This window comes from Clostridium bornimense (assembly GCF_018917145.1).
Classification (GTDB): Bacteria; Bacillota; Clostridia; order Clostridiales; family Clostridiaceae; genus Clostridium_AN; species Clostridium_AN bornimense_A.
The window spans coordinates 76,398-87,987 of the sequence record NZ_JAHLOD010000009.1 but is presented as its reverse complement, the minus strand read 5'-3'; the positions used below and the strand labels follow the sequence as shown (position 1 = coordinate 87,987).

General features: G+C 30.4%; 7 protein-coding genes, 2 tRNA genes, 1 rRNA gene and 1 other annotated feature. Of the genes, 1 reads left to right on the top strand and 9 read right to left on the bottom strand.

Annotated elements, in window-relative coordinates:
- Positions 1–152 precede the first annotated feature (152 nt).
- The 4 genes from KQI30_RS05025 to KQI30_RS05010 form a co-directional block, all read right to left on the bottom strand.
- Positions 153–229 (bottom strand) — tRNA-Ile (locus KQI30_RS05025).
- A gap of 6 nt (positions 230–235) precedes the next feature.
- Positions 236–353: ribosomal RNA gene (rrf, locus tag KQI30_RS05020) — 5S ribosomal RNA — on the bottom strand.
- Positions 354–551: 198 nt separating this feature from the next.
- Positions 552–1,928 carry a UDP-N-acetylmuramoyl-L-alanine--D-glutamate ligase gene (murD, locus tag KQI30_RS05015; RefSeq protein WP_216462142.1) on the bottom strand — a complete coding sequence of 459 codons (1,377 nt, stop codon included), beginning with the start codon at positions 1,926–1,928 and terminating at the stop codon, positions 552–554.
- A gap of 552 nt (positions 1,929–2,480) precedes the next feature.
- Positions 2,481–3,872, bottom strand: a complete 1,392-nt coding sequence (locus KQI30_RS05010; protein WP_216462140.1) for a glycine--tRNA ligase — start codon at positions 3,870–3,872, stop codon at positions 2,481–2,483.
- A gap of 55 nt (positions 3,873–3,927) precedes the next feature.
- Positions 3,928–4,090: a binding site (T-box leader), on the bottom strand.
- A gap of 209 nt (positions 4,091–4,299) precedes the next feature.
- Between KQI30_RS05010 and KQI30_RS05005 the strand changes: the two genes are divergently transcribed.
- Positions 4,300–6,702: an RICIN domain-containing protein gene (locus tag KQI30_RS05005; RefSeq protein WP_216462139.1), complete on the top strand. Its 2,403-nt coding sequence runs from the start codon at positions 4,300–4,302 to the stop codon at positions 6,700–6,702.
- A gap of 111 nt (positions 6,703–6,813) precedes the next feature.
- Here the strand turns inward: KQI30_RS05005 and KQI30_RS05000 are convergent.
- The 5 genes from KQI30_RS05000 to greA form a co-directional block, all read right to left on the bottom strand.
- Positions 6,814–6,888, bottom strand: a tRNA-Asn gene (locus KQI30_RS05000).
- Between the two features lie 140 nt (positions 6,889–7,028).
- Positions 7,029–8,438: a VanW family protein gene (locus tag KQI30_RS04995; RefSeq protein WP_216462138.1), complete on the bottom strand. Its 1,410-nt coding sequence runs from the start codon at positions 8,436–8,438 to the stop codon at positions 7,029–7,031.
- A 5-nt stretch (positions 8,439–8,443) separates the two neighbouring features.
- Positions 8,444–9,235: a M15 family metallopeptidase gene (locus KQI30_RS04990; RefSeq protein WP_216462137.1), complete on the bottom strand. Its 792-nt coding sequence runs from the start codon at positions 9,233–9,235 to the stop codon at positions 8,444–8,446.
- A gap of 206 nt (positions 9,236–9,441) precedes the next feature.
- The gene (gene lysS, locus KQI30_RS04985) at positions 9,442–10,971 is read right to left on the bottom strand and encodes a lysine--tRNA ligase (protein ID WP_216462136.1); all 1,530 of its coding nucleotides are present in this window, start codon (positions 10,969–10,971) and stop codon (positions 9,442–9,444) included.
- Between the two features lie 17 nt (positions 10,972–10,988).
- Positions 10,989–11,465 carry a transcription elongation factor GreA gene (greA, locus tag KQI30_RS04980; protein ID WP_216462135.1) on the bottom strand — a complete coding sequence of 159 codons (477 nt, stop codon included), beginning with the start codon at positions 11,463–11,465 and terminating at the stop codon, positions 10,989–10,991.
- Between the last annotated feature and the right edge of the window lie 125 nt (positions 11,466–11,590).

Genomic DNA, 11,590 nt, shown 5'->3' with positions numbered 1-11,590 from the left:
TAACTTATAGTATTGGTCGGCAAACCTACTATTATTTTACATCGGAGGTTTTTTATTTTCTACGTATAGCTAAAAGCTTTTTAGAACCACAGGTCGAACCTGTGGTATTCATTAAACAATAAAAGCCACATTGCAATTGCAATGTGGCTTTATGGTGGACCATCAGGGACTCGAACCCCGGACCTACCGGTTATGAGCCGGTTGCTCTAACCAACTGAGCTAATGATCCATTTTTACCTGGCAACATCCTACTCTCCCACACAGTCTCCCGTGCAGTACCATCGGCCCTCTGAGGCTTAACCATCGTGTTCGGTATGGGAACGGGTGTATCCCTTAGAGGCATCATCACCAGATGCTAGTTTCCTTTCAATGAAAAAACTTATTGTTCTTTCAAATTTACTACAATAGTTATTATATCAACTTAAAATTTATTGTCAATATTTTTATTAGCATATTTTAATATTCTCTAATCTCATCAAAAATAGTAGAAAACTATAGCAGACTGATTAAAATCATTTTTCCACTATAGTCCTCTATATATTATACTGAAATTAAAGTTTCTTAACTATATCCTTATATGCTCTTCCCCTTACTTCAAAATTAGGATACATATCAAATGATGCACATGCTGGTGATAATGTTACAATATCTCCAGCTTTAGATATCTCTTTTGCCTTTAATACTGCCTCTTCCATAGTATTAACCATATATATTGTTAATGAAATATTCTTTTCTTTAATAACATCTTGAAATACTTTGTTTATTTTTTCTTTTGTCTTACCAAGTAAAATTAAAGCTTTTACCTTTTCATACCCTTCTTCTGCTAATGGTTCAAACGGTATATTCTTATCATAACCTCCTGCAATTAAAATAACAGGATGATCAAATGCCTTTAATCCTGCTAATGTTCTTGTAGGTGATGATGCTATAGAATCATTATAATATTTAACACCATTAATTTCTCTAACAAGTTCACATCTATGTTCTACACCTTTAAATGTAGTAGCAACTTTTCTCATTGTGTCGATGCTAACATAATCATATACTGCACAAAAAGCTCCTAAATAATTTTCTACATTATGCATTCCTTTAATAACTATTTCATCCTTATCGCATACCTTTTTATTATTTACATATAAACTTCCATCTTTATAATATGCTCCATTATCAATTATTTGTTTAGCAGAAAATTTATTTAATCTACCTTTTTCTTCTCCAACAAATGATGCTGTAATATCATTATCCATATTCAATATTAATAATCCACTATTATCTTGATATTTAAATATATTTTTCTTTGCTTCAATATACTCTTCCATACCTTTATGCATATCTAAGTGATTTGGTGTAATATTAGTAACTACTACAACGTCCATAGGTAACTTAATAGTCATAAGTTGAAAGCTAGATAATTCTAAAACAACCTTATCTTCTTCATTGATTTCTTCTATCTTTGCAAATAAAGGAGTTCCTATATTTCCTCCTACATATGTCTTATACCCTTCTTCTTTTAACATATTATATATTAATGTAGTAGATGTAGTTTTACCGTCACTTCCTGTTACTGCAAAAATTGTACCTTTGCAATATCTAATAAATTCCTCCATCTCTGATGTTATATATGCACCTTCTTCTTTTGCCTTAACTAAAGCATCACAATCTATTCTCATTGATGGTGTCTTAAAAATAACTTCAAATCCAGTAAGCTTATCTAAATAACCTTCTCCTAAAATTAATTTTACTCCTAATGTTTCAAATTCATTTCCAACTTCACCAAGTGCCTCTCTACTTTTTCTATCAAACGCACTGACTTTTGCCCCTAAACTAACTAAAAATCTTATGAGAGGCACGTTAGAAACACCTATTCCAACAACTGCCACATTTTTATTCTTTATAAACTCCTTAAACTTACTAAAGTCTTCTCTCATAAACTTAATCCTCCTGACAATTAACTCTGTATTAATTATATCATGTATTTTCATTGATTTATAACAGCTATAAATAAATTACATCTGTATTTTTACTTTCATATAAAAACATCAATATTTTTCATAACATATTTATATATTTTCATAATTCTACAATACTTTTGAAAAATTTCACTTTTATCGAAAACAATTACATGCGCTATTTTACTGTATTTACAGTATTTTATAGAATTTTCAGAATATAAAAACATTATTTTTTTTGTTGAAAACATACTGCAAATAATGTATTATAATAGCATAACGCAAGAAAACTTTGATACAAATTCCCATAATTTAAAAAGATTTGACACATTCCCGTGATCAAACCCCAAATAACCAGATGCATCCCTATCTGGTTATTTACTTTTTTGAATAGTATTTATTAAGTAAAAAAAATCTGTCACATAAAGAAAAGTGACAGATTTTTTCTTTTTAACTAATATAGATATACTAAATCCTACCTTATATCATAACAAAAGTGCTCACTAACAACTTTTTGATCATATCATACAATTAAAACATTAATTTTTCTTCTATATAAGATTTAACTTCACTAATAGGAAGTCTAACTTGATCCATAGTATCTCTATCTCTTACTGTTACAGTATTATCTTCTAATGTATCAAAATCTATAGTTATACAGAATGGTGTTCCTATTTCATCTTGTCTTCTATATCTCTTACCAATAGATCCTGCTTCATCATAATCTACAGCAAAATATTTAGCAAGTTCACTATAAACTTCAGTAGATTTTTCAGATAATTTCTTTGATAATGGAAGTACTGCAACCTTATATGGTGCTAATGCAGGATGTAATCTTAAAACTGTTCTTACATCACCTTCAGATACTTCTTCTTCATCATAAGCATTGCATAAAAATGCTAAAACAACTCTATCAGCTCCAAGAGATGGTTCTATTACATATGGAATATATTTTTCATTTGTTACTGGATCTTGATATTGAAGATCTGTTTTAGAATGATTCATATGTTGAGTTAAATCATAGTCAGTTCTATCAGCAACTCCCCATAATTCACCCCATCCAAATGGGAATAAGAACTCTATATCAGATGTAGCATTTGAATAGAATGCTAATTCTTCTTGTTCATGATCTCTCATTCTTAATGCTTCAGTATTCATTCCTAATCCTAATAAGAAATTCCAACAATAATCTTTCCAATATTTAAACCATTCTAAATCTGTTCCTGGTTTACAGAAGAATTCTAATTCCATTTGTTCAAATTCTCTTGTTCTAAAAGTAAAGTTTCCTGGAGTAATTTCATTTCTGAAAGATTTACCTATTTGTGCTATACCAAAAGGCATCTTCTTTCTAGCACTTCTTTGAACATTCTTAAAGTTAACAAATATACCTTGAGCTGTTTCTGGTCTTAAATAAATTTCTGCTGCTGAATCTTCTGTTACACCTTGGAATGTTTTAAACATAAGATTAAATTGTCTTATTTCTGTATAATTGTGCTTTCCACACTTAGGACAATCTATATTATTCTTATCTATATATTCTTTTAATTGTTCTTTTGTCCATCCATCTGCTGATGCAACTTCTACTCCAGACGCTGTCATGTGATCTTCAACTAACTTATCTGCTCTAAATCTAGCTTTACAATCTTTACAATCCATTAATGGATCAGAAAATCCACCAACATGTCCTGATGCTACCCATACTTCTCTATTCATAAGAATAGCTGAATCTAAACCAACATTGTATGGTGATTCTTGAACGAACTTTTTCCACCAAGCTTTCTTTACATTATTCTTTAACTCTACTCCCAATGGACCATAATCCCATGAGTTTGCTAATCCCCCATAGATATCTGATCCAGGAAATACAAAACCTCTGTTTTTACATAATGCTACTATTTTATCCATAGTCTTTTCTACTGCCATCAATATAACCTCCTAAAACTTTTTATTTCAAAAAACAAAAAAACCACCTGCTCATCTAAGGGACGGTTTTACCGCGGTTCCACCCTTATTGGCAGCTAGCCCAACTTTATTTTTAATCGCTCCAAAGTTCCTTCGATATAAATTTCCTAATGGTTTGCAGCACCCACCATCTCTCTTCAAGGTCCCTTATATCTACTCCTCTTTTTCAACGCGTCTTTCATTATATTACTATTATATATCATTCAGCTAAATTAGTAATTACTTTATTTTATTTTATCAAAGATTATATAAAAGTCAATATTGTTTATCATTACCTCCTTTGAGTATTTTTTGTCTTTTCTTGCATTATTTTGTATTTTAATGTATTATATTGGTACTACTTTTTTCTTTTTTTGTTTTATTTATTGAATATTAAAGAGGTGATTATGTGATAAAAAAAACTTTTATTAAAACTATAATAACTTTTACAACTGCTATTGCTCTAACTCTAAACTCTTCAGCTATTGCAAGTTTTTCATCATTAGAGACTAACGTTTATGCTGCCACTTCTACAGCAAGACAAATGGAGTATTTAGATCGTGGTGTTATAGCCACTAAAGTAAATAATGGTGTATATATTGGTTGGAGAATGTTAGGTACTGATAGTGAAAATATTTCTTTCAACATATATAGAGATGGTAAAAAAATCAATTCTTCACCTATAACTAATAGCACCAATTATCTTGATACGACCGGAACTACAAACTCTAAATATTCTATAAAGCCAGTAATAAACAACAAAGAACAGGATGGAACATCTGAGGTATCTGTATCCTCAACACCATATAAATCTATTCCAATAAAAAAACCTGCTGATGGAAAAACTCCATCTGGAGAAGAATATAGCTATAGTGCTAATGATGGTAGTGTAGGAGATGTAGATGGTGATGGACAATATGAAATTATATTAAAATGGGATCCATCTAATAGTAAAGATAACTCTCAAGATGGATATACAGGAAACACTTATATCGATGCTTATAAAATGGATGGTACTTTTCTATGGCGCATAGATTTAGGAGTAAATATTCGCTCTGGTGCTCATTATACTCAATTTATAGTTTATGATTTTGATGGCGATGGTAAAGCTGAAGTAGCATGTAAAACTGCAGATGGAACAAAGGACGGTACTGGAAAATATATTGGAGATAAAAGTAAAGATTATAGAAATAGCAAAGGACGTGTTTTAAGTGGTCCTGAATACTTAACAATGTTTGAAGGTTCCACCGGTAAAGCTTTATCTACTATAGATTTTTCTCCTGAAAGAGGTAAAGTAAGTGATTGGGGAGATAAGTATGGTAATAGAGTTGATCGTTTCCTTGGTGGTGTTGCATATTTAGATGGAAAAACTCCAAGCCTTGTTATGAGCAGAGGATATTATGCTAAGACTGCTATAACAACTTATAACTTTAAAGATGGCAAACTTACAAAGAATTGGGAATTCGTTGCCGATGATTCAACAAATTCTAACTATAGAGATCGTGGTTGCCACAGCTTAAGTGTAGCTGATGTTGATGATGATGGTAAAGATGAAATAATTTTTGGTTCTGCCACTATTGATGATAATGGTAAAGGATTATATTCTACAGGACTTTCTCATGGTGATGCTCTACATGTTGGAGATTTAGATCCTAATAATGATGGATTGGAAGTTTTCCAAGTACACGAATCAAAAACTTCTAAATATGGATTCGATCTTCGCGATGCAAAAACCGGAAAAGTACTTTGGGGCGTAAAAACTGGTACTGATGTAGGTAGAGGTCTTACTGCTGATATAGATCCTACTCATCCAGGCGAAGAAATGTGGGCATCAGGCCAAGGCTTATATAATTCTTCTGGTAAAAAAATAAGTTCTTCAACTCCAGGTTCTATAAACTTTGCTGCATGGTGGGATGGTGACTTATCTCGTGAATTAGTAGATCGAAATAGAATAGATAAATGGGATTATAAAAATAACAAATTAAACAGACTTCTAACTGCTACTGGATGCTCTGCTAATAATAGTACAAAGGCTACTCCAGTATTACAGGCTGATATATTAGGAGATTGGCGTGAAGAAATAATTTGGAGAACTGACGATAGTAGTGAATTAAGGATTTATTCAACAACAGATATAACTGAATATCGCATTCATACATTGATGCATGATTATGTATATAGATTAGGGGTGGCTTGGCAAAATGTTGCATATAATCAACCTCCACATACAAGCTTTTTCTTAGGGAATGGTATGTCAAAGGTTTCTCAGCCTAATATATATTTAGCAGGTAACTCTAACAGCTCCAATGATTCATCTAGCTCTAGTAATAATTCTACATCTAATAATTCAACTACTGTAACTAAAATTACTAGTGGTAAATGCTATAGACTTAAAAATGCAAATAGTGGTCAATATATGGATGTAAAAAACGGCAACTATGCTAATAATACTAATATACAACAACACCCTTCTAACGATGCATCTGCACAAGTTTTCAAAATAGTAAGCGTTGGTGATGGATATTATAAAATGGTATCTCAAGTTGGAAATGCAAATAAAGTTGTAGATGTCAGTGGCAAAAAAACTGCTAATGGTACTAACATAGCATTATATACTGATAAAGATGCTACTAACCAACAATTCAAGTTCAAACGTCTAGATAATGGTAACTTTGTTATATACACTAAAATTTCAAAAAACAAATCTGTTATAGAAGTAAAAGATGCAAGCAAAAGTAAAAAAGCAAATATTCAACAATGGGAATATAATTCTCACCTATGCCAACAATGGATTCTTGAATTAGCTGAATAATTTGCTTTTACGAAAAAGCTGCCACAAATAAATTTGTGGCAGCTTTTTTCAACACTATTAATATATATTTTAAAATAATAAAAAGATTAGTATTAATACTAATCTTTTTTATGGCTCCGTAGAGAGGGCTCGAACCTCCAACCTGTCGGTTAACAGCCGAATGCTCCACCATTGAGCTACTACGGATTAATCTCACTCACAAGTATTATTATATTAAGATTATATCTATCTGTCAACACTTTTTTAATTAATTTTAATAATAAAATAAAGTTTCTATATTAAAGGGTCTTGCCTAAGGATTACCCCCATTGCAAAACCCCTTATTTTTATTGTTTAGTTCCAACTTTTATTATAGTATCTGATGGTCTATAATAATCTGTATTAACTTTTTCACTACTTACAACTTGTCCATTAACAATCTTATCTAAATAGCCAACAGATTTATATCCTACTGTTCCATTACTTTCTACCTTTTCCTTACCAGCTTCTAAAGTATTATCATTTTCTCTTTTAACAGATGGTTGTACAGTCTCTGTGACTTCCCCTCTCATTTTATAAGATACTCCTGGAGTTATTGCTCCTTCGTTACTGTATATGTTAAATGTTAATATTCCATTAGACTTATCTGCAAATCCTTCAATATAAATTGGATATTGTAAAGTGTTTTTAAATTTGAAATCTTGATAACCATAAGCAATTGCTGCGTCTGTACTCTTATCTACATAACTAACAGACATATTATGAGGATGTCTTTCTGTAGGTCTAACATTTAACTGCATCACTGCATTATATAAAGTAGTAGATACCTGACAAATTCCTCCGCCATAATCTTTTTCAAATTTAGTACCAACAATTACAGTAGCCGGTTGATATCCTTTATCCGCAGTAGTATCTCCTACAATATTATTAAAAGAAAATTCCTCTCCTGGCATCAATACTGTACCACTTAAAGTTTTCGCTGCTAAACGAATATTCTCATTTCTTCCAGCATCACTTGTCCCAAACCTAGTTGTAAATGTACTTACATTTTTATTTATTTTTTTTAATTCACTTGCTGTAACTTTAGCAGTAGTATTTTCAACCTCTGCCTCAACAGAATAACTATCTTTATCTTTGCTTTTAAAAGCTTCTTTAATATCTTCTTTAAGTTTATCCTCATTTACAACTTTACCACTTACATCATCAGTAACAACAAAATTACCACTACTTAATTTTATTGTTGCATTTTTAGCTTCTGTATTAACCTTCTCTTTAACTTCTGTTACGATTCTATTAACTTCCTCATCACTAAGAGCAAATTGTAAATCATAATTTACCTTTTCTTTACTCTTAATCATTTTATACTTAGAAAACATTCCTAGATTTTTATCTTTTCCAAATTGCTCTGCTTTATCTATTATATCTTGTGAATTTTTTTCTAAATTATTAACATCTATATCGAAATCAAATTCATTTTCTTCTGCCTTAACAACTATTTTTTTGCCACTATATTCTTTTTCAATATTTTCTTCCATAGTCTTTAAAGCTTCTTCTTTTGTTTTTCCTCCAAGGTCTACACCTTCAACAATAACATTAGGATATATTTTATTTTCCCATTTATTAACCTCTGAATTTACATACGCAAAACAACCACCACCAACAGCTACTACAGTAACTACAGGTATTACCATAAATAATAACTTCTTATTAAAAATTTTCTTTATTTTATCCAAATCTATAAACCCTCTCTTACTCATATATGCTATTTTACCTCATAATACTCCTCTAAAGTTAGATTCTTCTCATAAAGCACACCTGCAAGTTCAACACCTACATATCTAAAATGCCATGGTTCATATAAGTATCCTGTGATTTCTTCTTTATCCTTAGGATATCTTAATATAAATCCAAATTTATGAGCGTTATCCTTCAGCCACTTTCCTTCATCTGTAGTATCAAATGTATCTTCTAACTTACATCCTATTTTATTACTAGTTATGTCTATTGCTAACCCAGTTTCATGTTCAGATGTTCCTGGTGGTGCAACATAATTAATACCTTCTCCTCTAGTCGCTACTTCATCACTATATAAACTTTCCTGACTATCACTACTTCTGTACCCTGATGTTAGTAACATCGATAATCCATTTTCTTTACCTTCAGCAATCATTTTATTTAAAGCTTCAGCAGCCTCACTTCTCATTTGTATAGGTTTATTTACTAAGTTATCATTAATTTCAACTAAATCTGTTGGTATGTATCCATCTTGCAATTTATTTTCTTTATTTACTAACACAAAAATACTATTACTATCTTTATAATTATATTGATCTAACAACTGTTTCTTTTTATCTTCATTACTAGAATTGTTTTTATTATTAGTACTATCATTACTCTTTGATCTTTCTCCATCAGATTGCATTTTTTCACTAGAAGTACTATGTTTACTAATATTATTCTTTTCTAAAGCTATAACCGTACTAGAACCTGCTAATAATATAACTGCCAAAAAGATTGAAAATCTCTTTTTATTTTTAACTCTCATCTTTTTCATATATTTTCCCTTTCCAAAACAGTATGTTTCTATTTTGCTAAATATAATAAAATACATTGTAAAATGATATTTTACTCTATAATAACATTTTGTATGTAAATCAACAATATATCTTATAAAACCTAATAAAAAAATAGGTAATATTGCATAAAAAAAGTTGTAATAAACTTTTATGCTTATTACAACTTTATTACTATATTATAATTCTACTTTGTATTTGTAGGTTTCATAGTAGGGAATAAAATTACATCTTTTATAGATGATGAATTAGTTAAGAACATAACTAATCTATCAATTCCCATTCCCATTCCTCCTGTAGGTGGCATACCGATTTCTAATGCTGTTATGAAGTCATCATCCATCATGTAAGCTTCATCATCACCCATTTCTCTTTCTTTTAATTGTTGAAGGAATCTTTCTTTTTGTACTATAGGATCATTTAATTCTGAATATGCATTACATAATTCTCTTCCATAAACAAATCCTTCAAATCTTTCAGTGAACATTTCATTTCCTCTCTTTTTCTTTGTAAGAGGAGAAATTTCTACTGGATAATCTATTACAAAAGTAGGTTGAATCATTTTCTCTTCAGCAAAAGTTTCATATAATTCATTTAAGATTTCACCTTTAGTGTAGTTCTTTAAATCTTTCTTTAACTCTAAATGCTTTTCCTTAGCAATAGCTTGAGCTTCTTCATCACTATTTATTGTGTTAAAGTCAACACCAGCATATTCTTTAACTGCATCTACCATAGTAATTCTTCTCCAAGGTGGAGCAAAATCTATTTCTGTACCTTCATAAACTACCTTAGTTGTTCCATGAACTTTTTCAGTTATATAAGCTACCATATTTTCTGTTAATTCCATCATATCATTATAATCAGAATATGCTTCATATAATTCTATCATAGTGAATTCAGGATTATGTCTTACTGACATACCTTCATTTCTGAAGTTTCTTCCTATTTCATAAACTCTTTCAAGTCCACCAACAATTAATCTCTTAAGGTGTAATTCTGTAGCAATTCTTAAGTACATATCAATATCTAAAGTATTATGATGTGTAATAAATGGTCTTGCAGCTGCACCTCCAGCAATAGCTGAAAGAATTGGTGTTTCAACTTCTAGATATCCTCTGTTATCTAAAAACTCTCTCATAGCTTTTATTATTTCAGTTCTCTTAATAAATGTATCCTTTACTTCTGGATTCATTATAAGATCTACGTATCTTTGTCTATATCTTAAATCTGTATCTTTTAATCCATGGAATTTTTCTGGTAGCGGTCTTAATGATTTTGTAAGTGCAGTGAATTCCATAACTTTAATAGTTATTTCACCTGTTCTACTCTTAAACACTTCACCTGTTACAGCAATAAAATCTCCTATATCTAGAGTCTTAAATCTCTTAAGTGCTTCTTCACCTACATTGTCTAACTTAACATATAATTGAAGTTTTCCCTCTCTATCATATATATCAGAAAATCCAGCTTTACCTTGAACTCTCTTAGACATTAATCTACCAGCAACTGTTACAGTTGTATTTTCTAACTCATCATAATTATCTCTTATTTGTTGAGAATTATGTGTTCTCTCTACTTTATATTGATCAAATGGATCCATACCCTCTTCTTGTAATTGAGCTAGTTTTTTTCTTCTTTCTAATAAAAGTCCATTTAATTTTTCTGTTTCCAATTCTTCATTAAGCTCTTCATTAGCTACTTGCTTTTCATCAGCCATTTAAAAATCCCTCCAAGTTATAAAATTTCTACTATTTCTAAAGATAACTCACCATCTGGAACATCTACAGTAACTTTATCCCCAACTTTCTTTCCTATCAAAGCCATCCCAACCGGTGACTCATGAGAAATCTTAAAGTTTAATGGATCTGCCTCTGCTGAACCAACGATGGTATATAAATCTATTTCATTAAGATCTAAGTCTTTAACCTTTACTTGTGAACCAATAGATACTGAATCTTTACTAATATCACTTTCATCTACTACTTCAACCTTTTTTAGCATTGCTTCTAATTGCGCAATTTTACCTTCTACAAAAGCTTGCTCATTTTTTGCTTCATCATACTCAGAATTCTCACTTAAATCTCCAAAAGAAAGTGCCACCTTAATTTTTTCTTTGATTTCACTTCTTTTTGTAGTTTTTAAAAAGTTTAATTCCTCTTCTAATTTTCTTATTCCATTATAAGTCATAACAATTTTTTTTTCTGCGCTCATTTCAGTACTCCCCTTTTCATATTCCCCTATTAATATTCTAATTATTATATGTCCCTGTAACCATTTACGTTATTATAAACTAGCATCTTTTTATTGTCAACAATACTGAAGTTTTTTTGGAATTA